The organism is Terasakiella brassicae, from assembly GCF_014641495.1.
Lineage (GTDB): Bacteria > Pseudomonadota > Alphaproteobacteria > Rhodospirillales > Terasakiellaceae > Terasakiella > Terasakiella brassicae.
Genome location: NZ_BMHV01000003.1, coordinates 39,592 through 65,883, shown reverse-complemented (window position 1 = coordinate 65,883; position 26,292 = coordinate 39,592). Strand labels below are relative to the sequence as shown.

The window sequence follows — 26,292 nt, the reverse complement described above, 5'->3', positions numbered from 1 at the left end:
ATACATATAAAAATGAGGGCGAGATCTTGAAAGTATCTTTTCTAATTACAGCAATCCTCTGCTTGGGAATTTATACGACTGCCCATGCGCAGGACGGTTGGCAAGAAGCGACACCTGACGGCCTGACGGATTGGACAAACGGTTATGTCGAAGCCACCGGGCAAGGCACATCACGTTACATGGGAAACCGTGTGCAGGAAGAACTGATGGCCAAACAGGCAGCGCGAACAACCGCACAAGCCCGCCTGCTGGAAATCATCAAGGGGATTCGCCTGACGGGACTGACCACCATCGCCACCTTGGGCCGGGGCGATACACGGGCAGCCACCCGGATTAAAGGTACCTTGCGCGGTGCGCGTCAAATTGCCGAACAGGTCTCGTGGCATGAAGACAAAACATCCCGCCGGGGTGAAACCGTTCTGGCCGAAGTCACTTTACGTGTTTGCATCACACCAACCTGTCAGGCCACCACGCAAAACCTGACGGGTGCTACTCTCAACTTACCCCAAAAAACAAATCCGTCTTCAAAACCGGTTTCTTCCAACAATGAAACCACCTCCGTCATCATTGATTTGGAACAGGCGCTTTATCTTCCCGCCCTTGCCCCGGAAATTATCGACGAAAAAGACAAAACGATCTATTCGCAAGACAGTGTTGATGCTGAGATTACCGCCCATACCGGTTTGATCCATTATGCCAAAGATATTGCCAAAGCAAAAAAAATGTCCGTCAGCGGGTCAAACCCGTTAATCATCAAAGCCGTTGGTGTCTCCCCTGATAATCGAATTGTTCTTTCTGAAGCCGATGGTCAAAAAATCAACGCCTTGGACGCTTTGAAACAAGGCCACCTGATCGTTGCACTGGATTAAGCCGATGGTTCAGTCTGTTTCATATCGCCTGTTGTTTATCGGTTGTGCCGCAAGTTTCCTGATGTCCCAGCAACTGTGTGCACAAGACGACTGGCTGGATAAAATCGATAACCAATACGAAGAAATATTTGAAAAGACAGATCAAGCCTTTGACCGGGCTGTACGCGAAGGTGTCGCAGAACTCGATCAGGAACTTGCTGATATCTGGGGGGAAAGTCGTCAACTCCCCGATGCAAAAGTTTGGGTCGGCTATAGTCAAGACCGAAAAACCCGCATTATCGTTGACTATGATAAAGGCGAAATGTCGATTGAGGGGTTTGAACGTACTCAAAATGATCTGATGCGGGACTTTCAGGATCTTTTATTGGAAGATAGCGAGCAACTGAATGAACGCGCTGCCCTTCGCCGCAAGTTGATTGAAAAAACATCTGCCTTTCGCGACGACTGGCCAACACAAACACCACGCAAACGCATAGAACGCCCACGACATAGACCTGAACGTCAATGGCAGGCGGATAAACCTTCACAGACCCAACAGTCTGAGCGTAAGCGCAGCTACGAACTATCCAAAATAATTGCACCGCGCACGCAACCCAAATTTATGACGCGTGAACTGGCCCTACCCCAAGGAAAACGGGCAAGTCTCGCCCGACTGACCCTTCCCCTACGCACAGACAGAGATCGTTTAAGTGCGCAAGCCTTGCAGGATCCTGTGGAAGAGGTCGCAACCAAATATGGATTGCCCCGTTCGTTGATTTTATCCGTCATCAAAAATGAAAGTGCTTTTAACCCGCGCGCACGTTCGCCTGCCAATGCCTTTGGTTTGATGCAACTGGTCGCCACCAGTGGCGGGAAAGAGGCCTATAGCTACTTAAAAGGCAAGCAGGTCATTCCCAGCGTGGAGGTTCTTTATGACCCGGACAAAAATATTATGTTGGGGGCCACCTATCTGCATTTACTCAACACCCGTTATTTCGGCAAAGTCAAAGACGACCTCGCCCGGCAATATCTTGTGATTTCCGCCTACAACACCGGACCCGGCAATGTGGCAAAGGCCTTTACCGGAAAAATGAAATTAAAACCGGCCATTCAAAAAATAAACACAATGAACGCCCAACAAATTTATCAATACCTGCAAGAAAATCTGCCCTATGCAGAAACCAAAACCTATTTAAGTCGCGTCAGCAAAGACACCAAAACCTTCGCAAGCTGGGATGCGTAGCTATGCGAAAAGCCTATATCAAAGACGAGGTCTGTAAGATGATTAAAAAACTTGTTCTCCCCTTTTTAGCAGTCGCTTTTCTCAGCGCCTGTCAAACGACCGGCCCTTTACGTCCCGGCGAAGTTATGGGCAGCGATATCGGATCTATTCTGTCTTCTGAGGCCGGTCTGGATCTTGATGTCCGTGACGAAGTAAAAATGAATAGCGAAATAGAAAAAGCCCTGTTCTTTTCTGAAAACGGTTTAACGACAAGGTGGTACGCAGGTGTCAGTGCCCGCATTCGCCCCACCGGTGATGTCCGTGATCGCCGGGACCGCGATTGTCGGCGGTTTCGTCACAGTGTCATGGTCAATTCAGACTGGTACAATGGAACCGCAATTGCCTGTCGTGAACGCAACATCCCTTGGTATCTGATCTCTAACCGCTGGGACCGTCAACCCGATTTTGATTCCGACCTGCAACCTGACTGGCCGAGACAACCGATCGAACGTGGTCGCAGACAAGGACAAGGCAAGTGGGAAAATTTATCCGATGATCTACGCGGCAATCCCGCAGACCGATCCCTTGATGATTTTGGACCCCGCAATGGTCAAAGCTGGTAAAAACATGGATGAATCTTCTTCACTGTGCGGGGTGCGCGCTTTACCATGTCAAGGGAAATGGACGCAATCTGTTGAGTGCGAATAAAAAATCGCCCTAATCCTTTCATAGTATTCTTAAAAATACGACCAGACCTAGACCAAGGCATGTTTTTCACTACAATAGCGAAAAGACATTCAAGGAACGGACCGTTATGGGATCAGAAGAATTATTGCTGGAATCAGGCAAAAGCAGTGAACTGAGTGCTGTTTTACATACAATATCGGAAAGTGAAATCAACGGCGAGCCCAAGTTCCCCCCCAATGTATGCCGCGAGTTGGGCAAGATGGTGGTCTGTCGCACCTACGCCACACCGATCATGGAATTGTGCCACCTGATTGTCTGCGCCCATGATCTTTCCCCGCAAAAAGGTCGTTATGAATTCCTGTTTTGGGATAGCGGAGCCGCCCATAGCACCAATTTCCGCCAGTATTGCCATTGCGCCCTGCAAAGCTATGACGGGGGTCGGCTGACCATCGACACCAATGGTCTGCAAATTCAATATAGTGACGGTGGTTTTGCCATTCAGTTCAGCCGCATGCCTGTCTTGTCGGCCATGATGGAATTTTTACTCACCGCGTTGGGATATTGCGATATTGATGATATTTTTCAAACCATGCTCGTCGGTGATTTAAGTCGCAAATCCGTGTCCGAAGCCGCCAATGCCCTATCGCGTCTTGTCTATGCCTATTTGCGCGAACATCTGCCCACCGCCCAATCACAACGCAAATTTCGTAAAATTCTCGCCTTTTGCGCCGATGATGTGGATGCGATTGACGACCCTATGATTTTAGAATTCTGGCAAGAGGCCTCCGTCGATGAGGATAAAGGCGTCGATTTCAAGACATTTGATAGTGTTTTATCCACCTTCATCCGTGCCATTCAGGCAGTGGAAAGTGCCCGCAGTCTTATGGCACTGAACTATGCCTGCACCATCGGATCTAATCGTGAGGCAGGCGAAATCGACCCGGATATTCTGTCTGAAACATTGGACAGTGTTTCAGAAACCATATCGCCGTTGATGCAATTAAGCTCCCCCCCGGTCGATCAGGTCAAATTCCTCAACAAACAGGAAACATCCCACCTTGAAAACCTTTTAGGGGCAGGTGAATTGGCATTACGCTTACCTTTATCGATTTTACGCGCCAACATTTTTACCAAAACTCAAGCCAGATTGACACAAGCCTTGCGCAAACAACAAGGCTCCCTGCAATTAAAAGAGATCATCGCGCAAGGACCGGAAGAAACCTATCAGGATCGTCAAATCACTTACCAAAACCTAAGTCATCATATTGAACGCAGCATCTATGCCAGCCTGCATGCCCTGGCTCTGGCACGCTCGCACGAAACGATTTCCGTCATGCTGAAACTGGACCCCCGCATCGATTTTTCCCCCTTATCTGAACATTTGGGACTGGATACAACCCCGGATCAGGACAATGTCGTGCAACTCCATTCCAGACGGATTGCCGATCATTTCATCGAACTGGTACAAAAAAGCGAAAATGTTGGCCAGGATATCGCCCAGCTTATGCAAAATGCACAAAAAGCCTATAGCGGATTATCGCGCAAAGGCTTTAAGGATGATGTGTCTCAATCTCCCGATCTGGTTCAGGCCTTCTCCTTGGGGGCCGCTCTTCTGCTGGATGTCGCGCGCGATATCGAGGCCTTTCTCGAACGTCTTGATCAGACCAATCTAAGCGAAGGCAATTGGCAGAAACAATTTTCACACGATCTCGCCGTTTTTTGCGGACAGTTCGACAAAATCTATGCGAGAGGCTGACCATGACAGACACCATCCCCAAACATGCCGAAACCATTTTTCACATGCTTGATCATTTCGATAGTCTGATGCAAAAAACCGATACATCCCATAACATCATCGGGTTCAGCGAACTATATGCCTATGCCACGCAGGGCGATCATGTTCCCACCCCCGCGCTAAAGGAAGCTTTGTCTTCAAGCCTGAAAATGCGCCGGGATCTGAAACGACTGCTTAACAAACAATCCATTGCAACAATGATGCGCGCGGCTGCGGCAAGCTCTGGTCAAATTGAGCGCCGCGAGGGCGATGGTTTCGTCATTACATTGCGCCCTTCACAGGCTGACAAAAATCAAATTTATCTGTTAATTCACAGCGAAGACCGTGACGATTCTCCCTCTCTTTTGTTTGTTGAGGAAGAAAACGGCCCCTTCCATCGCCTTGTTATTGAGGATTTTTATGACGGGGAAGCGCAGATTTTATTGTCTGTGCAAGATGATATCGTCAAAGCCTTGCGTAAACCGAAAGTTGACGTCATTCTGCGGTAATGTCGATTAGAATTTACATAGCCACAACGGAAGGCCCGGTTGAAGTTCAACGCATCACGCGTGAGGACCCGAACGTGCGCAGCGTTATCTGTCTGGATGGTACAGCCAAGGCCTTGCCGATTTCGCGCGCCTATGACAGTTTTGTCAAAGAACCCACCGGCATTATTCAACGTTCCTACCTACATTGCGCCTTTCGCATGGATGTGGACAAACCGATTACAGACGGCAACAGCTGGCAACTTGGTGCCTTTGTCGCCCATGCCCTGTTTCAGGAAAACCAACTGGCCTCGTCTGAGGATAAAGTGCTCAATGCCATTTGGCTCAGCGGCGAAGTCGACCGGGATTTAAATGTCCGCCCCGTCGATCATATCGAGGAAAAGCTACTGGCCTCCAAAGATTTATTTGAACGCCTGCGCGCAGAGGACGTGCGCGTTTTTTGCTTCATTCCCGGTGGGGCCGGGCTTGTTCCCGATGATGATTTTCTGGAACGTATGAACATCGATGGCGATATGTTGCGCCTTGAATCTATCATCACCGTGAAACGGATTCTTAATCGTTTCGATCTGGAAGATGTCTATACCAAACTCGAAGAAGAAAAAGCCGCTGCGGCTGAAGATGCGGGGGATGATGTTGACGAGGGTGAAGAAATCGACCTTTACAAGCCAGACCTGAATGCACCGGAACCGATCAAAGATCATCGCATGGCGAAGATCATCGCCCTTGTTGTCTGTATCATCGCTTTATTCACCGGGCTTTATCTGCAATTTGAGGACAATATCATCGCCTTGCGTTCCGGCAGTTTAAAAATCGGTATATCCGAATTACGTGCAAACGATGACAAAGGCTGCACAGAACCAAATATCATCCCGTTATCGCGAGATGGGAATGCTTTTCCCGCCAGCCCCCTGGACGGTCTATGCGCCCTTGAAATCACCATCAATAATGTCGGTGCCCCGGCTTATATGTGGGCCTATGCCCAGCGCATTGAAGACGGGCACCTTCTGATGGCTGACCGCGAAAGCCTGCTGCAACCTGAATTACAGAAAGGCCTGATCGGCTGGCGTTTAATTTTGCCGAAAAACCTGAAACGGTCTATAGATTACAGGGTTGTCGCGCTTGCCTCTTCCAGCCCGCTGGGGGATGCTGTCAACCGCATGATCCGGCGAACAGTTGAAAATGGCAAACCCGATTGGGAAGCTATCAAGGCCCAGTTCAGCGAAGAAAAAATCACTGTTATCAGTACATTGCATTCCTTGGAATACTAAAAATTATCCAATGAACTGTTCCTGCAAAATCCGTTCTTCCAGATTATGCTCGGGATCATAAAGGACATTGGAAAAGTGGCTGCGATCTTCATAGACCTTGACCTTCACCACATCACGAAATTCATTAAAATCGGCAGACGCGCCGACCGGACGTTTGTCCTCGCTTAGAATTTCGAAATCAACCGTTGCACTTTGCGGCAGGATTGCCCCGCGCCAACGTCTTGGGCGATAGGCGGAAATAGCCGTTAAAGCCAATACCCCCGCCCCCAACGGCAGGATCGGACCATATGCCGACATGTTATAAGCTGTCGATCCGGCAGGTGTGGAAATCAACAATCCATCACAGACCATTTCATCCAGACGGACAACACCATCCACACTGACACGGATATGCGCAGCCTGCCCTGTTTCACGAAACAGGGAGACTTCGTTAAACGCAATCGCTTCTTTGACTTTGCCGCCTTTGCAAACCGCTTCCATACGCAAAGGGTGCAGTTCAAAGGCTTCCATGCGTCGAATGCGTCCCATCAGGTCGTTTTCACGATATTCATTCATCAAAAAACCGACCGATCCCCGGTTCATCCCAAAAACAGGTTTGTTCAAATGCAGATATTTATGAAGGGTGCGCAACATAAACCCGTCCCCGCCCAAGGCGACGATAACATCGGCCTTGTCCGGGCGCACATGGTCATATTTCCCACACAGGCGGGACATGGCATCCTGTGCGCTATCGGATTTACCGGCAACGAAGGCTATTTTCGGATCGGACATTTGCAAAACCCCATTCAGCTTTGCGCACACTATAGACTCAGGATCAACCGCCTGTCACGCTCATATGACGATTAAGCGCAGGACCGTCTTCACTTTCATCAATAATAAACTCATGGCCCTTGGGTTTCAGGTTAAGGGCCGTATCAATGGCATGTTGCAATGGCTCGTTACTTTCACTCGCACGCACCACTTCGCGCAGGTCCAGATTATTATCCTGACCCAAACACATATACAGCACCCCTTTGCAGGTCAGGCGCATGCGATTGCAGCTTTCACAAAAACCGTGGCTCATGGGCGTAATAAAACCAATCCGGTTGCCCGTTTCTTTAACATCGACATAACGCGCCGGGCCACCTGTGGCATAATCGGTATCAGAAAGGGTCCAACGTTGGGAAATCCGGTCGCGCACCTCGCTCAACGGCAAGTAATGATCCACACGTGATCCGCCAATTTCCCCCAACGGCATGGTTTCAATAAAGGTCAGGTCAAACCCGTTATCAGCCACAAACGTCAACAGATCGTCCAATTCCTGATCTGTTTGCCCTTTCAAGGCAACTGTATTCAGCTTGACCTTAAGGCCCGCATTTTTTGCAGCCTGCAATCCGGCAAGCACCTTGTCCAATTTACCGAACCGCGTAATTTCTGTAAAACGATCACTGTCTAAGGTATCCAGCGAGACATTGATCCGGCGCACACCAAGTTCCACCAGTTTATCGGCATATTTCGTCAACTGCGACCCGTTGGTGGTCAAGGTCAGTTCTTTCAAATCACCTGTTTTTAAATGACGTGAAAGTTTTTCAATCAGATTGATAATGCCGTGACGAACCAGCGGTTCCCCGCCCGTCAAACGGATTTTGGTCACGCCGCGTCGAATAAAGGCCGTACAGATCCGATCCATTTCTTCAAAGGATAGAATCTCCTGTCGTGGTAAAAACGACATATCTTCCGACATACAATAGGTACAACGAAAATCGCAGCGGTCCGTGACGGAAACGCGTAGATAAGTAATCGTTCGACCGAAGGCATCCTTCATGGGTGAGGGCTCTTTTTCTCTGTTGGTGCGGACATGCTTATACCCATAACAGAATAGCCCAAATGACGATGATCAAAAACCCGCAATAAATTACGGATATTCATCCTGTTTTACAGTATGCCCATGATTAAGCGGTCCATGCCCGCGACCATAGCGCGGCGCGGTGCGAATGGCTTCAAAAACATATGATTTCGCACGCTTCACAGCCTGTTGCAACGTCATGCCCTGCGCAAGTCCGCAAGCAATGGCGGAGGCGGTTGTACAGCCTGTGCCATGCGTATGACGGGTTAACAAACGTTCGCCTTCGTAAACATGGCATTGACCATCATTCAGATAAAGATAATCCGTCACCATCTCGCTTGTTTCATCAAGATGACCGCCTTTCATCAAAACGGCCTTTGGTCCCAGCGTAAATAAAATATCTGCCGCTGCTTTCATATCATCCGGGGTCTGGATAGACAGCCCGCTTAGTTTTTCAGCCTCCGACACATTGGGGGTCAAAACCGTTGCGCGTGGGATAAGTCGGGTTGTCAGAGCTTCAAGCGCCTGATCCGCCAATAATGATGCCCCACCCTTTGCCACCATGACCGGATCCACGATCATCGGAAGATCCAGCGCCAACTCATCCAGCACATCACAAATCGCATGGATTGCGCCCGGTTGGCTCAACATCCCCGTTTTCAGGCAGTCTGCCCCGATATCGCTTAAAACCACACGGATTTGTTCTTTGATAAAATCAACAGGGACATCATGGATGGCTGTTACACCTTCGGTATTTTGCGCTGTAAGGGCCGTAATAGCTGTCATGGCATACCCGCCAAGACACGTCACCGTTTTTAAATCTGCCTGAATGCCAGCCCCGCCGCCACTGTCCGAACCGGCAATAATTAAGACGCGCCCGTTCATGAGACCTCGACCACCGCAGCCACGATATCATCCACGACTTCCTCGACCAAGGCCGGGTCTTGACCTTCCGCCATCACGCGGATCAGGGGTTCTGTGCCGGATTTACGAATAAGGACGCGACCCGCGCCATTCAAACGGCCTTCCCCTTCCTCAATCGCTTGCTGGACACTTTCTTCATCCAACGGGAACGTATTACCGTAACGCACATTTTTCAAAATCTGCGGAAAGGGATCAAACAGTCGACACACCTGCGAGGTGGGTTGTCCGCGTTCCACAATCACCGCCAAGACCTGCAAGGCTGCAACAAGGCCGTCCCCGGTTGTGGCATAATCGCCCAGAACAATATGACCGGATTGTTCGCCACCAATATTGAACCCGTCCGCGCGCATCCGTTCGACCACATAACGGTCGCCGACTTGTGTACGTTGCAACGTCAAACCTTGATCTTCCAGATATTTTTCCAGCCCCATATTGGACATGACGGTTGCAACCAGACCACCACCTTTCAACAATCCGCGCTTGTGCAGATGGGTGGTCACCAGCCCCATAATCTGATCCCCGTCAATCACATCGCCATTTTCATCGCAAATGATCAAACGGTCCGCATCCCCATCCAAGGCAATCCCGATATCGGCCTTATGGGTGACAACCTGCTGGCTGAGGGTATCTGTTGCCGTCGATCCGCAATCTTTATTGATGTTAAACCCGTTCGGCGTCACACCAACGGGGATGACCTCCGCCCCCAGTTCCCATAACACTGCCGGGGCCACTTTATAGGCCGCACCATTGGCGCAATCGACAACGATTTTAAGGCCATCAAGACGTAAATCTTCGGGAAAAGTCTTTTTGGCAAATTCCACATATCGACCCGATGCATCTTCCAGACGGGTCGCACGGCCCAGTTTTTCCGGTGATACAAATTGGGACGACAAATCGCTTTCAATCAATTCTTCCAGTTTTAATTCGACATTGTCCGGCAGCTTATACCCATCGGGACCAAACAGCTTGATCCCGTTATCGCCAAACGGATTATGCGATGCAGATATCATCACCCCCAGATCACAGCGCATGGAATGGGTCAACATGGCAACCGCAGGCGTGGGCATCGGACCGACCAATAAAACATCCATCCCCATCGCCACAAACCCCGATACCAGGGCCGGTTCGATCATATAACCGGACAAGCGTGTATCCTTGCCAATAACAACCCGGTGACGGTGAGTACCCCGGACAAAATAATGTCCGGCTGCCATACCGACTTTCATCGCAATTTCCGCCGTCATCGGATAGATATTTGCCGTCCCGCGAATACCGTCTGTGCCAAAGAGTTTCCGTGTCATACCGTTCGTCTTTTCCTTGCTGTCCGCCCCACCGTGGGATCGACAAATTGATCTCATTCAGGTTTAGCACTTGGGCAATTCAAGCGCAAATGTTAGCCTGTGTTTCCCTGCTTTTTTTGTTATTTCCCCATGAAAACCATCAAACATCCCGTCTTTGTCGAAACAGAAGAAAAAAAATCACGCTTTCTGGCCTTTCTCCTGCCCTATTCTGTGCTGGATAGTGAACTGGACCGCCTGCGACGTGAACATCCCAAAGCCAATCATCATGTCAGTGCCTTTCGCGCGTTTGATGGCAAAAAACGCCTTATTGAAGAGGCACCACCTTTAAGCTACGTCAAACCCGGCAGATAAGTTAATAACACCAGACATCCAAGGCTTGCTTGGTTTCAGCAACATCATGTACACGCACGATCTGGACCCCTACATCCGCCCCTTTCAACACCGCAGCAAGCGAGCCGGGCAGACGATCTTTTGCCGGAATATCACCGCAGATTTTCGCGATAAAGCTTTTGCGTGATGCCCCAAGCAGAATAGGACACCCCAGCCCGTGATAAAGGCCAATACGGTTCATAATTTCCATATTATGATCCAGCGTCTTACCAAACCCGATACCGGGGTCAATACAGATATTTTCCCGTTTCAGGCCAGCTTCTTCACAGACGCGGATGCGGTCTTGCAGGTAATCAAACACATCCAGCGCGCAGTCTTCATAAACCGGATTATCCTGCATGGTTTGCGGTTCGCCCTGCATATGCATCAACATCACGGGTACACCACTTTGAACGGCAACTTCCAGCGCACCATCGCCTTCAAGGGCGGTTACGTCATTAATAATATCAGCACCCGCTGCCACCGCTTCGACCATGACGTCTGCATGTCGTGTATCAATGGAGATTTTCGCCCCTAAACCCTTTAACCCGCGAATGACGGGAACAACACGGCGGACCTCTTCCTCAAAACCCACAGCGGCCGCACCCGGGCGTGTTGATTCCCCCCCGATATCCAGAATATCCGCACCCGCTGCCAGCAGGGCTTTCCCATGCGCAATTGCGTCAGACGCATCGTAATTATCACCCCCATCTGAAAAGCTGTCCGGGGTGACATTGACAATTCCCATAATCAAAGGACGGCGTCCGACCTCAAGCCCGGCAAATCGCCGAATTGGACTTTCCAAACGTTCCAGCATTTTGCCAACATGGGCAACAAGGTCTTCGCCTTCCTCGTTTGCCCATTGCATTAAATCACTATGTGTAGAGGTAAAACGCCAGACACCCCCATCCAGACGAACAGCAATTTCATAAAGCGGGAAGTCAAAGCCACCCTCTATAAACGGGGCCAGTGGTCGAAGATAGACCGCCTTGGCAAGATCAAGTTCAGGGGAACAAAACCCGCTGGGCCAGGATGGTGAACCGAATGTGTCCGTATGGAATGTCATTATCTTACCCCAAAAAACAAATCACCCCGCAGAATATGCGGGGTGATAAGGTGTTTAAAGATTACTCACCCGGTTGCGGTTCCGGCTCAACGCCGTTGCCATCCGAAGAGTCTTTCTTATGGCCTGCTGTCGGGATCGTACTGCGACGTTTCCCGTCACCGCCCGCCGCGCCGCCGGTGCCGCCGCGTTTTGGCGGGTTACCGTTTAACAGTTCGCGGATTTCATCACCGGACAGGGTTTCAAATTCAATCAACCCATTCCCGATAATATCCAGTTGATCGCGGAAATCTGTGAGAATAGCTGTTGCTTTATCATAAGCCGTCTCAATAATTTCACGAACTTCTGAATCAATCACACGGGCTGTTTCTTCAGAATTATTCTGCGTTTGCGTCACGGAATGGCCGAGGAAAACTTCCTGTTCATTCTCGCTATAAGCAATCGGGCCAAGCTTGTCACTCATACCCCATTCCATAACCATATGTTTGGCCATGTTGGTAGCTTGCTTGATATCGTTGGATGCACCGGTTGTGACCTTGTCTTTACCAAAAACAAGTTCTTCGGCCACACGTCCACCCATCGCAACAACCAAATCCGCCCGCAATTTTTCAACAGACAAGGACACACGGTCAGATTCCGGCAAACGCATCACCATCCCCAACGCACGACCACGCGGAATGATCGTTGCCTTATGGATCGGATCGGATGCTTCCATATGCAGGGCACACAAGGCATGACCGGCTTCGTGGAAGGCCGTCAGTTTTTTCTCGTCATCGGACATGACCATGGATTTGCGTTCCGCACCCATCATCACTTTATCTTTGGCTTCTTCAAATTCACTCATGGTGACGAGGCGCTTGTTACGGCGTGCTGCCAACAAGGCCGCTTCGTTCACAAGGTTTGCCAAATCCGCACCGGAGAAACCCGGCGTTCCACGCGCAATGACCAAAGGCTCGACATCCGGGCCAATCGGAACTTTACGCATATGAACACCCAAAATCATTTCCCGACCTTGAATATCCGGGTTCGGCACAACAACCTGACGGTCAAATCGACCGGGGCGCAAAAGGGCCGGGTCCAGAACATCGGGACGGTTGGTCGCGGCAATCAGGATCACACCTTCGTTGTCACTAAAGCCGTCCATCTCGACCAGCAATTGGTTGAGGGTCTGTTCGCGTTCATCATTACCGCCGCCAAGACCGGCGCCACGATGACGACCAACCGCATCGATCTCATCAATAAAGATGATGCAAGGAGCATTCTTTTTGCCTTGTTCGAACATATCGCGTACACGAGAGGCACCGACACCGACGAACATTTCAACGAAGTCAGAACCGGAAATCGTAAAGAACGGAACATTGGCTTCGCCGGCAATGGCGCGCGCCAACAATGTTTTTCCTGTCCCCGGAGGGCCGACAAGCAGACAACCTTTGGGGATTTTACCGCCAAGACGCTGGAACTTGGACGGATCTTTCAAGAAATCGACCACTTCTTCCAGTTCTTGCTTGGCTTCTTCAATCCCCGCCACATCATCAAACGTAACGCGGCCTTGCTTTTCCGTCAATTGACGTGCGCGGCTTTTGCCAAAGCCCATCGCCTTGCCACCGCCACCTTGCATCTGACGCATGAAGAAAATCCAAACGCCGATCAACAACAGCATCGGGAACCAGCTGATCAGGATAGAGAAGAACGACACACTGTCATCTTTCGGCACAGCGGTAATTTTCACGCCTTTTTCACGCAAGGTGGAAATCAGGTTGGGATCGTCCGGCGTATAAGAATGAAACTTAATGCCATCGCGATATGTGCCCGTAATCGTGTTGTCCTGAATGACCACGTCCTGCACGTTACCCTCTTCAACAGCCGTGATGAAGTCGGAGAACGGCACAGTCGATTGGTCCATTTGCTGGTTAGAGCTTTGGAACAGATTGAACAGCGCAAAGATCAGCAATGCAATGATAACCCACAGCGCGAGGTTCCTGCTAAAGTTCACGTTAGGATTCCTTCCTTCGTATTCGTACAATTCTTAGTGAATTAGAGATAAGCTATTTTCTCACTCACGCAAGGCGAAACTTTACGATAACAGCCTCTTTTTGGCGATAAACGTTAATTGTGCCTCAAATTCGCTACCCACGCGTTGATAACCTAAATGTGGAACAGCCAAAACCCCTTCCTCATCCCAAAACGACACAAGGGTATAAATCACGGGTTTCGGAATATTCAAATCATCCACACTTTTTCTTTCTTTCAAAAGCTGTTTCCAGCCTTCCTGCCCCAATATACGCAGTTTCAAACCCGAGAATGAATGAGGATAATCAATCTGATAAAGATTATCCGGCACATCAAAATGACGCACTTCTCGACAGACAAGAATATCGTCTTTGCGCACGATCCAGCGACAGCCCATCAATGTTGCATCGCTGCCTTTTTTCAGGCTCATGGATAAACGTTGCAGTCTTTCCAGTCGTGGTGGATAAATTTCGCCGCTGATTACCATACCGATTCGGGCGAGACTGCGAAGCCGGATTTCATCCTCCAGCCCATCCAGTCCGGTCCGTTCGATAATACAATAACCTTCCTCAAACAGGTGGGCATATTGTTTTAACCAGTTTCTCGTCATGCGCTGCAAAGCATCGCCAGCGCGTTGCATCGCATGGGCAGTTTGCACCAACCTTTCGGATGTTAAGCCAAGATCTTGAAACAAGGCCATGTTTTTACGAATTTTCACCCGATCAAAATCTTCATTTTGATTGGAGGGATCTTCCACCCAATCCTGCCCCATCGTCTCTAATGTCGAGATTAATCTCGATTTAGGAATATCCAAAAGCGGGCGTAGCAACCTTATCTCCCCGTACTGGGTTATCGCTTTCATGGCCCCGAGACCATCCACACCGCTGCCGCGTGCCAAACGTAACAGAAACGTTTCCGCCTGATCATCTTGATGATGAGCCACCATCAAATCTTCAATTTGATTTTCCAGACACCATCTGGACATCAATTGATAACGTGCCTCACGCGCAGCCGCCTGAATGCCCGATGTCGGCTTTTCGCCCACCCATGTCAGGATATGATGTTCAATCCCCTTTGCCGTCAAAGTTTCATGCAATCCGTTGCATTCCTGACGACTAGCGGTACGCAAGCCATGATCCACACTCAGCGCCACCAGATGACGCCCCGTGTCTTTCGCCCAGATTGCCGCCAATAGACACAAGGCAAGGCTATCGGCACCACCGGACACAGCGACAGCAAAGCGTTCCCCGATATCGGGGAAGCTTGTCATTAAAGATGAAAATTCATCCCGGCTTAGCTGCATTGGGCCGCAGTGCGCTCGCGCTCCAGCGTTTTAGACAGATGGGCCGGCAATTTGGGGAAATCCGCGCGCAATTTACCAAAGGCCGCACAGGCTTCACGTTTTTTATCCATGCGTTTTAAAGACATGCCCAGCTTCAACAAAGAGTCTGGCGCTTTCGCCCCACGTGCATCTTTTTGATAGCCTTCCAGAAAAGTCGCAGCCGCTTGGGCATAATTGCCTTGCACATAATAGGTTTCACCCAGCCAGTAACGTGCATTGCCTGCCAGTTCGTGCTCGCGGTTTTCTTCGAGGAAAGTTTTAAACGACTTTTCAGCATCGGCGAATTCACCACGCATCAACATTTGTCGGGAACTTTCATACATCGCTTGCGGCGTCAAAGCCGCTTGCTGCTGTTCCACTTGTCCGGCAGTTGGCGTATTTTCCAACGGTTTCTGTGATAAAGTCGGGTTTGTCAGATCTTTTTCTTCCAACGTCCCAAGCACACCGGGCTGGCTGCCCGCTGGTGTCGTTTGCTGGGTTTCTGCGGCTTCTTGCCCAGACGGTGCGGGAGGTTGCAGTTGCTCACCCGATACACCGTTTGGCAAATTCGCAACGCTTTCACCTTGCGTTCCGGCTTCATTGGGTTGGGCCATCCCCCCATTCGGGGTACCACCTTCCAGCGCGGTGAGACGATAATCAACATCAACGACCAGTTTATCCAAACGCGTGGTCAACTGTGAAATGCGAAAGGCCGTTTCCTCAATCTGCCCGGTCATTTGGCGCAGTTGATTTTCCAACTCATTGATTCGAATGCTCAAACGTGCGCCCAGCGGACCACTGACATCTTCACCGCCGCCAGAAATTGCCGGGGCGTTTGTGCCACGATAGACTTTCAAATTCAGGGCCTTTATATCCCGGTCCATCCGTTCCAGCCGATCGACCAAGGCCTGCATATCACTATCTTGTGCATAAGCTGGCATAATCGTGGCGGTCATCAAAAAAGTAGTGGCGAACAGAGTTTTTAGGGACATTCTCATAGATTCGGAACCTGCGTTGATTTCACGTACTGTCTTTGTGCATCCATTTACACAAAAAAACAAGGCGTTTGCCACAAGATATGCAGCAAACGCCTTGTTTAAAAGGTCTACCAGAGAACTTAATTTTTAAATTAAGAACCTGCACCCAAAGAAACAACAGTCACAGAGCGACGGTTCTGTGCCCATGCTGCTTCGTTGTGGCCCAGCGCAACCGGGCGTTCTTTACCATAGGAAATGGTTTTAACACGTGCCGCATCAACACCGAGGCTTACCAAATATTCTTTGGCCGCATTTGCACGACGCTCACCCAGTGCAAGGTTGTACTCGCGTGTGCCGCGTTCGTCAGCATGGCCTTCCAACGCGATTGTAACGCTTGGGTATTTCTTCAGCCAAACTGCTTGTTTGTCCAAAGTCGCACGTGCGTCTGTAGTGAGGTTGTACTGGTCGAAACCGAAGAACACACGGTCACCGACATTAACAACAAAATCTTGAGCTGAACCAGCAGCCGGGCCGAGTTTTTGAGCAGCCGTCGCATTCGCATTACCGGTGCCTGTTGCATTGGCACCATCTTGAGGAGCGGTCTCACAAGCTGCGAGCAGAGCAACAGCACCAACCAGACCAATAAACTTACGCATGAGCAATCCCCTTATTAGGACTATTTGTTTTAAACCGATAATTTACACAGACCCCTAGACGCCCCCCGAATTAAGACGAATAACGTCAAAGTCTTAAGTTTGACTATAGGCAGCTATTTTTAAGGAATCAAGGGGGACCATGCCGGGTCGGACCCTTCCAGGGGTGTAATCAGCTCTCTTTCATTGTAACCCGTGAGGTCTACGGTATAGATTTTCGTCGTTTTTTCTTCACCGCGAAGGGTTTCACGGAAGAAGCTCAAAACCCTGCCATTGGGCGACCACGTTGGGCTTTCGACCAAATAACCGTCCGCTAAAAGTCGTTCCCCGCTGCCATCCGTACGCATGACACCAATATAGAATTTACCGCTTAACATTTTTGTAAATGCAATCAAATCACCACGCGGTGACCAGACCGGTGTTGCATAGCGACCCTTGCCAAAACTGATGCGATGGACGTTTTTACCGTTCGAATCCATAACATAAATTTGTTGAGCCCCCCCCCGGTCCGAGTTAAACGCCACCTGCGTTCCATCCGGGGAATAACTGGGGGACGTATCAATTGCGGAATGGCTGGTCAGACGTTTCGTCTGTCGAGTCGCCAAGTCCATTGTGTAAATATCCGAGTTGCCGTCTTGCGCCATAGACATGATGACTTTGGTGCCATCAAAAGAAAAACGTGGTGCAAAGGTCATACCCGGAAAATCACCCAAAACAGCCTGACGGCCCGTATCAATATTAAACAGGTAAACCCGTGGTGTGTTGCGATAATAGGACAGATAGGTAATTTCTTGTAATGTCGGTGAAAAACGCGGTGTTAAAACCATGTCTTGTCCGTCTGTCAGAAACTTATGGTTCGCCCCGTCCTGATCCATAATCGCCAGACGTTTGACCCGGCGATTGGCCGGACCGGATTCCGCCACATAAACAATACGGGTGTCGAAATAACCGCTTTCCCCGGTGATACGTTGATAAATGGTATCGGCGATAATATGGGCCACACGGCGCCAGTTATCCGCCACGGTATTATAGGCCAAACCGACCATCTGCTGTTCAGCAAACACATCCCACAACCGGAACTGGATCGCAAGTTGTCCGTTTCCTTGTGGCACAGCAAAACCTTGCACCAGGGCTTGCGCATTTAGAATCCGCCAATCCCCAAAACGCGGCAATGTCTTCATGGACAGTTCTTTTTGGATAAAGGCTTTAGGATCAATCGGTCGAAACAGGCCGGAACGTTCCAGATCAGCCGAAACCACCTGGGCAATCTGCGCGCCGATCTGGGCGGCTTCTGCCGTTTCGCCATCAAATTCCACAATCGCAAGCGGCATAGGTTCCACACGCCCTTGTGTGATATCAACCCGTAATTCGGCCCATGCGGGGAAGGCAGAAACCATAATGGTGAAAATAGCTAGACAGCGCAGTGCGAATCTCATGTCATCCAGTCCTGTTCAATGCGTTTGATGCAAGATACGCAGTTCCTGTGGTTCTGCCAAGGGCCAGACGACAAAAACCTGATCCCCTGCCTTGCAATTCTTACTCTGTTTACAGACCCAGAAGTTCTTTCGGATCAAAAATCAATGTCAGATCACGCCATTGATCATACGTTTCACGCGACAACGGATAAGGCCAGCAGCGACGATTATTCACCGCACGCAACGCACTTTCCGCTGCCGCCTGATAAAACGGATCGGACAAGCGGGTACGTGATGCAATGGAAGCCGCACGCGGTGTTGCATCCGGGTTCATCGTGACTTCAATTTCAATTTTCAGATTTTCCGCTTCACGCGCCCCAATAGGCGGGTTCCAACATTTGGCAATATGCTGGCGCAACGCATCAATTTCGGTAATGGTAAGCGGACGCGAGGCATCACTAAACTTACTCGGTTGTTTAATGGCTTCCTGAATAGACTTGGCGAGATCATCCAGTTTTAAATCTTCCTGTTCTTTTTCTTCTTTCTTCGCCGTTTCTTTCAAAGTCGGCGCCAAGTCTTTCATCAAACTGTCAAAGTCATTGCGCTGCGGCGGCTTTGGTTTTTGCGTGACCTGTTGTGGTTGAACACGCGGCTTCGGCTTCACCGGTTCCGGCTTCGGTTCAGGTTTGGGCTCAGGTTTCGGTTCCGGCTTTTTCTCCGGCACGACCTCGGCTTTGGGTTCCGGTTCTGGCGCAGGTTTTGGCTCCGGCTTCGGTGCCGGGGGCTGCGGTTTGGGTGCTGGTGGCGGCGGTTTCGGTTTTTCCTTCGGTGGCTCCGGCTTTTTTGTCACAGGTTTGGGCGTGGGTACGTTGGAGACATCATCAATTTGCACCACTTCCACAACAATGGGTGGTTCCACAATCAAATCACGATCCGGTAACAACGGAATCCCAAAGTAAGCCAGCAAAATAACTGCCAGATGAAGGAAAAACGATATGGATAAGGGGCCGCGCATCACTTCTGATTATTTCTTTTGACTGTTGGCAGGATTGCGTGCGATCAGCGCAACCTTGGAAAAACCGGCACCATTTAAAACCCCCATAACCCGCATAACCGTGCCATAGTCGATTTTTTCATCACCACGCACAAAAATACGGATATCCATATTGTTTTTGGAAATTTCCATCAACAAGGGTGCCAACCCATCCAATTCAACAGCCGTATCCTGAACAAAAAGCTTACCTTCTTTATCAATACTCACTGCCAGAGGTTCGTCCTGCCCGTGAATTTCACCTGCCTTGGTTTTCGGCAGGTCCACTTCAACCCCCACTGTCAGCAAGGGGGCCGTCACCATGAAAATGACCAGCAACACCAGCATCACATCGACCATCGGGGTCACGTTGATTTCCGACATTTGCGCTGAGGAGCGACGACGACCATAGTGCCCGCGTCGACCTGATCCTGAATTGAATGACGCACCCATGATTTACTTCTTTTCGTCTAGTTGACGAGACAAAATCGCACCGAACTCACCGGAAAAACTGTCCAGACGCCCGGCATAGCGATCAAGGTCGCGAGAGAGTTTGTTGTAAGCCACGACCGCCGGAATCGCAGCAACCAAACCAAGTGCCGTTGCAAACAAAGCTTCGGCAATACCGGGGGCAACCACTGCCAATGTGGTGTTCTTGGTTTGCGCAATCGCGGTAAAGGCATTCATAATCCCCCACACAGTTCCGAACAAACCGATGAACGGGGCTGTTGAACCAGTCGAGGCCAAAAAGGTCATATTTTTTTCAACACGTTCCATTTCGCGCCCCACCGTAATTTGCATCACACGATCAACCCGGTCTTGCAAACGGGTACGCATTTCATCCCCGTTACCGCGCCCTTTGGCCTGAGATCGACGGACTTCGCGCATTGCGGTCACAAACACAGCAGACATCGGGTCTTCCGGCTGATTGCCTTGGGCGTCATACAATTGGTCCAAAGACTGCCCGGACCAGAATTTATCCTCAAAACTATCTGCTTTTTTATTCAAACGGCGTAAACGCACGATCTTGTCGAAAATAATCCCCCAACACCAGATGGAAGCCAGCAATAAACCGACCATCACAGACTGTACGATAAGATCGGCTCGCAGAAACAAACCAAGCATACTCAGGTCGTGTACCTCAACGGAGCCTGCCAGTACGGCTGCCTCGACCAGATTATTTTCCATTGTGAACCCCTAACATTTTCATAAATACCTGTCTGATAGTCTTCGGAATAGGCACCGCACGTCCTTCCAAATGAATACAGGCGATTCGCACTTTTACGCAAACCAACGTTTCGCCATCACGTTTTAAGACCTGTTCCATTTCCAAAGACGCCCCACCCAACTTAACGAGACGGGTATGGACTTCCAACAAATCATCAAGCTTCGCCGGTTTGCGATAATCCGCTTCCGCGCGGCGTACCGCAAACGCAATCCGATCCTTTTCCAGCAATTCTGACTGATGAATATTGAAATATCGTAAAAATTCAGTGCGTGCGCGTTCAGCAAATTTCAGATAATTGGCATAATAAACAATTTCACCCGCATCTGTGTCTTCATAATAGACACGGATGGGGAAAATGAAGGTATCGCCTTCCAACCGGCCCACAGTCATTCGTTATCCACTTTCTTCAACAAATCCATTTGCGCGGCCTCGCGTCCCTTTGGCGCGTCCAATCCCAAATGACGATAGGCGGCTTCCGATAACATCCGTCCGCGCGGGGTGCGCATTAACAAGCCTTGCTGGATCAAATAAGGTTCCATCACTTCTTCGATCGTGTCGCGTTGTTCAGACAAGGCCGCTGCCATCGTTTCCACGCCAACAGGGCCGCCCCCGTAATTTTCGCAAATACATTTCAGATAACGGCGGTCCATCTCATCCAGACCGCGATGATCCACTTCCAGACGGTTCAAGGCCCCATCGGCGCATACAGCATCCACAGGGGACACACCGGCCACATGGGCGAAATCGCGGACCCTGCGCAACAAACGCCCGGCAACACGGGGAGTTCCACGGGCACGTTTTGCAACTTCATGTGCACCGTCCGATGTCATTTCCATCCCCAAAATACGGGCACCACGCGTGACAATTTCTTCCAGTTCGTCCACTTCGTAAAAATTCATCCGCAACGGAATGCCAAAACGATCACGCAACGGTGTGGTGATAAGCCCCGAACGCGTTGTCGCCCCCACCAAAGTAAAAGGCGGCAGATCAATGCGAACCGAACGCGCAGCCGGACCTTCCCCAATAATCAAATCAAGCTGGAAATCTTCCATCGCCGGATAGAGCACTTCTTCAATAGCCGGGTTGAGGCGATGAATCTCATCAATAAAGAGAACATCATAAGGCTGCAAATTGGTCAGCAGCGCCGCCAGATCCCCCGCTTTTGCAATCACCGGGCCGGATGTCGCGCGAAATCCGACACCCAGTTCACGTGCAACGATTTGAGCCAGTGTTGTTTTCCCCAGTCCCGGCGGACCATAAAACAACACATGATCCATTGCATCCCCGCGCGCGCGCGCGGCCTCAACAAAGATTTTTAAATTTTCACGGACTTGTTTTTGACCGATAAATTCGTTTAACGCCAAAGGCCGAAGGGAATTTTCAGAAACATCATCTTCAAAACGTTCCGGCGAGACCACGCGGTTTTCATCTTCATACATATCTGATGCCCCCTAGCCCAACACCGATAATTCCGACAAGGCAAGGCGGATCAAATCATCAAGTTTACCTTCACCGCCGAGTTCCTTGTTCACCTTGGAAACAGCGGCCAAAGCCTCGCTGCGCCCGTAACCGAGATTGACAAGGGCGGAAACCGCCTCCACCGGCGCACCGCCAAAACCCGTTGATGACGAAGCCGCACGTCCCGACGAAGACAAAGACCCTTCAGGGGTACTCAGTGCAATGGCACCGGCTTTATCTTTCAGTTCGGTTAAAATCCGTGTTGCCACTTTCGGGCCAACACCATTGGCTTGCGTTAAAACCTTTTTATCCTGTGCAGCAATCGCATGCATGATGTCCTGCGCCGTCAAGGCTGATAAAATAGCCAAGCCGACTTTGGCCCCAACGCCCTGAACCGTTGTTAAAAGCTTAAACCAGTCGCGTTCTGCAACATCACCAAAACCGTACAGGTGAATATGATCTTCGCGCACATGGGTTTCGATCAAAAGTGATGTTGCCTCGCCAGCCTTGGGCAATTTCCCCAATGTTTTTGCAGAAGCAAAGACAAGATAGCCCACCCCGTTGACATCCAGAACAACCCAATCTTCCCCAACGGAATCGACCAAGCCTTTTAATTTGGCAATCATGCGATCCCTCCCCATTTATCGGGCGTATTGCGATTGTGCGCATGACAAATCGCCACCGCCAACGCATCTGCTGCATCTGCAATTTCGATTTGGGCGGTTGGCAACAAGGTTTTCACCATCATTTGAACTTGTTCTTTCTGCGCATGTCCACTCCCCACCACCGTCTTTTTGACCTGATTGGGTGTATATTCAAACACAGATAATCCGGCACGCGCCGGTGTCAACATCACGACACCACGGGCCTGTCCCAATTTCAATGTCGAATTCGGGTTTTTATTGACGAATGTTTCTTCCACAGCCGCCTCGATGGGACCGAAGCGTTTGAGAACATCTTCGATCCCTTCGTAAAGCTGTACCAGTCTTTCCGCCAAGGGGCGTTTGGAATCTGTTTTAATGACACCATCGGCAATACACCGCATCCGGTTCCCATCAATATCAATGATCCCCCATCCGGTTATGCGCAATCCCGGGTCCAGCCCCACGATCCGCATCGCCTAGCCCGCCAGACTTGCCATGACCTCGTCAGAAACTTCCATATTGGTGAAGACATCCTGAACATCGTCCAGATCTTCCAACGCTTCAACCAGTCCCATAAGGCTTTGCGCCTTGTCGGCATCCAGTTCGGTCGTGTTGGTCGGTTTCCAATCCAGTGCCGCCCCTTTTGAGTCACCAAACTGTTTGACCAATTCATCCAGAACCGCATGCAGCTCATCGGGTTCACACGAAATTTCGTGGGCTTCGTCCGTTGTTTCCACTTCGGTCGCACCAGCCTCTAGGGCAGCTTCAAACATTGCATCCCCATCGGCAACATCCAGCGGATATGTGATCAGGCCGCGACGCTCGAAACTGAAGGCAACAGAACCGGTTTCACCCAGATTTCCGCCGCGTTTTGAAAAAGTCGAGCGCACATCGGAAGCTGTCCGGTTTTTATTGTCGGTCAGGCATTCCACAATAACCGCAACACCGCCGGGGCCGTAGCCTTCGTAACGCATTTCAACGAAATTATCGCCATCCATCTCGCCGGAACCTTTTTTAATGGCCCGTTCGATATTGTCCTTCGGCATGGACGCCCCTTTCGCCGCAGCAATCGCTGTACGCAAGCGCGGGTTCATATCGGGATCAGGTGTGCCCATCCCGGCGGCAACCATAATTTCTTTTGACAGTTTGGCAAATTCTTTGGCGCGCTTTTTGTCCTGTGCGCCTTTGCGATGCATGATATTTTTAAACTTGGAATGACCAGCCATGGTTCCTACATTTAATCCTTAACTTTTCTGAAAATGACGAGAAATCCATCTCTGACATTCTATTAGCACATCTTGGCAACAACAAACAATGTGCAGCTTCGAACATTTCCCATTTTTAACTAAAGTATCAATTTATCAACAATGAATCACCCTTAAGTATAGACACAAAAAGATAATACGCATTAACTGTATGAAAAATATACCTTTCCGATTCACAGAAAAAGAAAATTTTCCCTATCATATGTACGGTTTCTTATGCCATAAATAGTTCCGAATTTTGCGAAATATCCCTTGGGGTAATTCGACCAAAAGCAGTAAGCTGCAATAACAGGTTGGCCGAAACCAAAGATCGGAAAAGATAATGTCACTGTCAAACGTCAAAATCTCAGTCAAACTCCCCGCTATCATCGTCATTCTCGCGCTTGCTTCGATCCTGATCACAGGACTGCTTGCCTATACCAAATCGGCCGACAATATGCGAATTGCCGCTGACGACAGCATGCAAACCCTTATCGACAGCCGTACGCATTCCATCACGTCTTTGATGGAAGGGATACATCAGGACTTAGGGATTTTATCCAGCAACCAAATGGTAAAAAATGCCTTGGTTGAACTGGCTGTTGACTATGAAGATATCGGTGCCGAATATGGCGATGCCACCGCATTTTTGCAGAAGGAATATATTGAAGATAATTCCAATACTGCCAAGGAGCGCGACAAACTGACACGCGGACAAAGTGAAGACGCCTACCATGACACACATCAACGTTATCATGCATGGTTCCAGCCGCTTGCCAAATCGCGCGCCTATCACGACTTGTTTATTGTCGATGCCAAAGGCAACGTTATTTATTCCGTTTACAAAGCGAAAGATTTTGCAACCAACCTTGAAAATGGAAAATGGAAAGACACCGACTTAGCCAAGATTTTCAAAGAAATTAAGGAAAATGGCGACAACAACGGTTTTGTTACCATGACAGACTTTGCCGCCTATGAAGCGGATAATAACGAAGCTGCCAGCTTTATGGGAAGTCCGGTGAAAAACGAAGAAGATGCCTTCGTCGGTGCATTGATCGTACGCATGCCGATTAAACGAATCGATCAGGTTATGCAAAACCCGCGCGGGCTTGGCAACACCGGTGAAACTTATATTATTGGGAAAGACAACTTGTTGCGCAGTGACCTGCGTCTGGTCAAAGAAAAGACCATAATTAAGCAAAAAATCAGTAACCAAGCTGTAAACGCCGCGCTTAAAGGTGAATCCGGTCTCGTAGAAACCAAAAACTTTAAAGGCGAAGATGTCTTTGCAGCCTATGCGCCACTGGATTTCATGGGCATGCATTGGGGTGTGGTTGCTGAAATGTCCGAAGATGAAGTTCTGGAACCCGTGCGGACCATGCGCACCTTTATCATCGTTGCTGCCGGGATCACACTGCTTGTCATTATCGTTATCGGTCTTGTCGTTGCCCGCAACCTCGCCACCCCGATCTCTGCCATGACCAAGGTGATGCACGCCCTCGCTGCGGGTAATCTGGATGTCAAAATCCTTGAAGATGAACGCAAAGACGAAGTCGGTGAAATGGCGGAAGCCTTGCGTATCTTCCGTAAAAACGCACAAGAAGTTGAAAAACTCCGCGACGAACAAGAAGAAACCCAACGCCGTAGTGAAGAAAAACAACGTGCCTTCCTGAACCAGATGGCTGACAATTTCGAAAACACCGTCAGCAGCGTGGTGGAAGCCGTTGGCACTGCCGCACAGGATATGGAAACAACCGCCCAAGGTATGTCGCGCACCGCAGCCGCCACATCGGAACAATCCAGTGTCGTTGCCCAAGCTGCCGAACAGGCAACCGGTAACGTACAAACCGTAGCTTCCGCCGCAGAAGAACTGTCCGCATCCATTAGTGAAATTTCCCGTCAGGTCGAACAATCGCGTGGGATTGCACAGGAAGCCGTGGATGAAGCCCAGCAGGCGACAGACACCGTCAGCAGCCTGTCTGCTGCCGCCAACAAGGTGGGCGAGGTTGTCGAGTTGATTACCTCCATCGCTGAACAGACCAACCTTCTGGCCTTGAACGCCACCATCGAAGCCGCCCGTGCCGGTGAAGCCGGTAAAGGGTTCGCGGTTGTGGCTTCCGAAGTGAAAAACCTTGCCGATCAGACCGCACGCGCCACAGCAGAGATCACCGAACAAATTGATGCGATGCAATCGGCAACCACCGATGCGGTCAGCGCCATTTCCAACATCGGTCAAACGATCAACAACATCAACGATATCTCCAGCAGCATTTCCATCGCCGTTGAAGAACAAGGCGCTGCAACAATTGAGATTTCCAAAAACGTTCAGGAAGCCGCAAGCGGCACGGTCGATGTGACAAAAAACATCGAAAACGTCAACCTTGCCGCCGCCGAAACGGGCAAAGCCTCACAAATGGTGCTGGAAGCGTCCAGCGGGCTGAACTCTCAGGCAACAGCATTGAAAGACGTTGTTCAAAAATTCCTGCAACAGGTTCGCGGCAATTAAAAAGCCGAGCACCTAAAAA

The 26,292-nt window shown here is 50.0% G+C and carries 26 protein-coding genes; 8 read left to right on the top strand and 18 right to left on the bottom strand.

What is annotated here, in order from left to right:
- Positions 1 to 26 precede the first annotated feature (26 nt).
- From IEW74_RS02675 to IEW74_RS02650, 6 genes are all read left to right on the top strand, one after another.
- The gene (locus IEW74_RS02675; protein ID WP_188661177.1) at positions 27 to 869 is read left to right on the top strand and encodes a TP0624 family protein; all 843 of its coding nucleotides are present in this window, start codon (positions 27 to 29) and stop codon (positions 867 to 869) included.
- Positions 870 to 873: 4 nt separating this feature from the next.
- Positions 874 to 2,091, top strand: coding sequence for a transglycosylase SLT domain-containing protein (locus IEW74_RS02670; RefSeq protein ID WP_188661173.1), 1,218 nt, complete (start codon positions 874 to 876; stop codon positions 2,089 to 2,091).
- Positions 2,092 to 2,093: 2 nt separating this feature from the next.
- Complete coding sequence (locus IEW74_RS02665) at positions 2,094 to 2,693, top strand: hypothetical protein (protein WP_188661171.1); 600 nt, start codon at positions 2,094 to 2,096, stop codon at positions 2,691 to 2,693.
- Between the two features lie 191 nt (positions 2,694 to 2,884).
- A complete protein-coding gene (locus tag IEW74_RS02660; RefSeq protein ID WP_188661168.1) occupies positions 2,885 to 4,513 on the top strand; it encodes a hypothetical protein in 1,629 nt (542 codons plus the stop codon).
- A gap of 2 nt (positions 4,514 to 4,515) precedes the next feature.
- Positions 4,516 to 5,040: a hypothetical protein gene (locus IEW74_RS02655; RefSeq protein WP_188661166.1), complete on the top strand. Its 525-nt coding sequence runs from the start codon at positions 4,516 to 4,518 to the stop codon at positions 5,038 to 5,040.
- Positions 5,040 to 6,305 (top strand): hypothetical protein, encoded by a 1,266-nt coding sequence (locus tag IEW74_RS02650; protein ID WP_188661164.1) that lies wholly within the window; start codon positions 5,040 to 5,042, stop codon positions 6,303 to 6,305. Before IEW74_RS02655 ends, IEW74_RS02650 begins: the two co-directional genes overlap by 1 nt.
- A gap of 3 nt (positions 6,306 to 6,308) precedes the next feature.
- Here the strand turns inward: IEW74_RS02650 and IEW74_RS02645 are convergent, their stop codons facing one another.
- The 4 genes from IEW74_RS02645 to glmM form a co-directional block, all read right to left on the bottom strand.
- Positions 6,309 to 7,076, bottom strand: coding sequence for an NAD kinase (locus IEW74_RS02645; protein WP_188661162.1), 768 nt, complete (start codon positions 7,074 to 7,076; stop codon positions 6,309 to 6,311).
- A 43-nt stretch (positions 7,077 to 7,119) separates the two neighbouring features.
- Complete coding sequence (moaA, locus tag IEW74_RS02640) at positions 7,120 to 8,109, bottom strand: GTP 3',8-cyclase MoaA (protein ID WP_188661160.1); 990 nt, start codon at positions 8,107 to 8,109, stop codon at positions 7,120 to 7,122.
- A gap of 90 nt (positions 8,110 to 8,199) precedes the next feature.
- Positions 8,200 to 9,015 (bottom strand): bifunctional hydroxymethylpyrimidine kinase/phosphomethylpyrimidine kinase, encoded by an 816-nt coding sequence (thiD, locus tag IEW74_RS02635; protein WP_188661158.1) that lies wholly within the window; start codon positions 9,013 to 9,015, stop codon positions 8,200 to 8,202.
- Positions 9,012 to 10,355 carry a phosphoglucosamine mutase gene (glmM, locus tag IEW74_RS02630; protein ID WP_188661156.1) on the bottom strand — a complete coding sequence of 448 codons (1,344 nt, stop codon included), beginning with the start codon at positions 10,353 to 10,355 and terminating at the stop codon, positions 9,012 to 9,014. Before glmM ends, thiD begins: the two co-directional genes overlap by 4 nt.
- Positions 10,356 to 10,484: 129 nt before the next feature.
- On the opposite strand from glmM, the gene IEW74_RS02625 reads away from it, so the two are divergent.
- Positions 10,485 to 10,706, top strand: a complete 222-nt coding sequence (locus IEW74_RS02625) for an IMPACT family protein (protein ID WP_188661154.1) — start codon at positions 10,485 to 10,487, stop codon at positions 10,704 to 10,706.
- A gap of 1 nt (position 10,707) precedes the next feature.
- Here the strand turns inward: IEW74_RS02625 and folP are convergent, their stop codons facing one another.
- The 14 genes from folP to IEW74_RS02555 form a co-directional block, all read right to left on the bottom strand.
- Positions 10,708 to 11,790: a dihydropteroate synthase gene (folP, locus tag IEW74_RS02620; RefSeq protein WP_188661152.1), complete on the bottom strand. Its 1,083-nt coding sequence runs from the start codon at positions 11,788 to 11,790 to the stop codon at positions 10,708 to 10,710.
- Between the two features lie 61 nt (positions 11,791 to 11,851).
- Positions 11,852 to 13,780 (bottom strand): ATP-dependent zinc metalloprotease FtsH, encoded by a 1,929-nt coding sequence (gene ftsH / locus IEW74_RS02615; RefSeq protein WP_188661150.1) that lies wholly within the window; start codon positions 13,778 to 13,780, stop codon positions 11,852 to 11,854.
- Positions 13,781 to 13,861: 81 nt separating this feature from the next.
- The gene (gene tilS / locus IEW74_RS02610) at positions 13,862 to 15,067 is read right to left on the bottom strand and encodes a tRNA lysidine(34) synthetase TilS (RefSeq protein WP_188661148.1); all 1,206 of its coding nucleotides are present in this window, start codon (positions 15,065 to 15,067) and stop codon (positions 13,862 to 13,864) included.
- Positions 15,068 to 15,090: 23 nt separating this feature from the next.
- A complete protein-coding gene (gene ybgF, locus IEW74_RS02605; RefSeq protein ID WP_188661144.1) occupies positions 15,091 to 16,110 on the bottom strand; it encodes a tol-pal system protein YbgF in 1,020 nt (339 codons plus the stop codon).
- Positions 16,111 to 16,247: 137 nt separating this feature from the next.
- Positions 16,248 to 16,751 carry a peptidoglycan-associated lipoprotein Pal gene (pal, locus tag IEW74_RS02600; protein ID WP_188661141.1) on the bottom strand — a complete coding sequence of 168 codons (504 nt, stop codon included), beginning with the start codon at positions 16,749 to 16,751 and terminating at the stop codon, positions 16,248 to 16,250.
- 119 nt (positions 16,752 to 16,870) lie between these two features.
- The gene (tolB, locus tag IEW74_RS02595) at positions 16,871 to 18,184 is read right to left on the bottom strand and encodes a Tol-Pal system beta propeller repeat protein TolB (protein WP_188661137.1); all 1,314 of its coding nucleotides are present in this window, start codon (positions 18,182 to 18,184) and stop codon (positions 16,871 to 16,873) included.
- A 109-nt stretch (positions 18,185 to 18,293) separates the two neighbouring features.
- The gene (tolA, locus tag IEW74_RS02590; RefSeq protein ID WP_506016867.1) at positions 18,294 to 19,178 is read right to left on the bottom strand and encodes a cell envelope integrity protein TolA; all 885 of its coding nucleotides are present in this window, start codon (positions 19,176 to 19,178) and stop codon (positions 18,294 to 18,296) included.
- A 9-nt stretch (positions 19,179 to 19,187) separates the two neighbouring features.
- Positions 19,188 to 19,646, bottom strand: a complete 459-nt coding sequence (tolR, locus tag IEW74_RS02585; protein ID WP_188661131.1) for a protein TolR — start codon at positions 19,644 to 19,646, stop codon at positions 19,188 to 19,190.
- 3 nt (positions 19,647 to 19,649) lie between these two features.
- Entirely contained in the window at positions 19,650 to 20,381 is a 732-nt protein-coding gene (tolQ, locus tag IEW74_RS02580) for a protein TolQ (RefSeq protein WP_188661129.1), read from the bottom strand.
- Positions 20,371 to 20,811 carry a tol-pal system-associated acyl-CoA thioesterase gene (gene ybgC / locus IEW74_RS02575; protein ID WP_188661126.1) on the bottom strand — a complete coding sequence of 147 codons (441 nt, stop codon included), beginning with the start codon at positions 20,809 to 20,811 and terminating at the stop codon, positions 20,371 to 20,373. Before ybgC ends, tolQ begins: the two co-directional genes overlap by 11 nt.
- A complete protein-coding gene (ruvB, locus tag IEW74_RS02570) occupies positions 20,808 to 21,860 on the bottom strand; it encodes a Holliday junction branch migration DNA helicase RuvB (protein ID WP_188661123.1) in 1,053 nt (350 codons plus the stop codon). The genes ybgC and ruvB overlap by 4 nt, the downstream gene beginning before the upstream one ends.
- Positions 21,861 to 21,872: 12 nt before the next feature.
- Positions 21,873 to 22,505 carry a Holliday junction branch migration protein RuvA gene (gene ruvA / locus IEW74_RS02565; RefSeq protein WP_188661120.1) on the bottom strand — a complete coding sequence of 211 codons (633 nt, stop codon included), beginning with the start codon at positions 22,503 to 22,505 and terminating at the stop codon, positions 21,873 to 21,875.
- Positions 22,502 to 22,996, bottom strand: coding sequence for a crossover junction endodeoxyribonuclease RuvC (gene ruvC / locus IEW74_RS02560; protein WP_188661116.1), 495 nt, complete (start codon positions 22,994 to 22,996; stop codon positions 22,502 to 22,504). Before ruvC ends, ruvA begins: the two co-directional genes overlap by 4 nt.
- A 3-nt stretch (positions 22,997 to 22,999) precedes the next feature.
- Entirely contained in the window at positions 23,000 to 23,749 is a 750-nt protein-coding gene (locus IEW74_RS02555) for a YebC/PmpR family DNA-binding transcriptional regulator (protein WP_188661113.1), read from the bottom strand.
- 361 nt (positions 23,750 to 24,110) lie between these two features.
- Between IEW74_RS02555 and IEW74_RS02550 the strand changes: the two genes are divergently transcribed.
- Positions 24,111 to 26,273, top strand: coding sequence for a methyl-accepting chemotaxis protein (locus tag IEW74_RS02550; protein WP_188661110.1), 2,163 nt, complete (start codon positions 24,111 to 24,113; stop codon positions 26,271 to 26,273).
- The last annotated feature ends 19 nt before the right edge of the window (positions 26,274 to 26,292 follow it).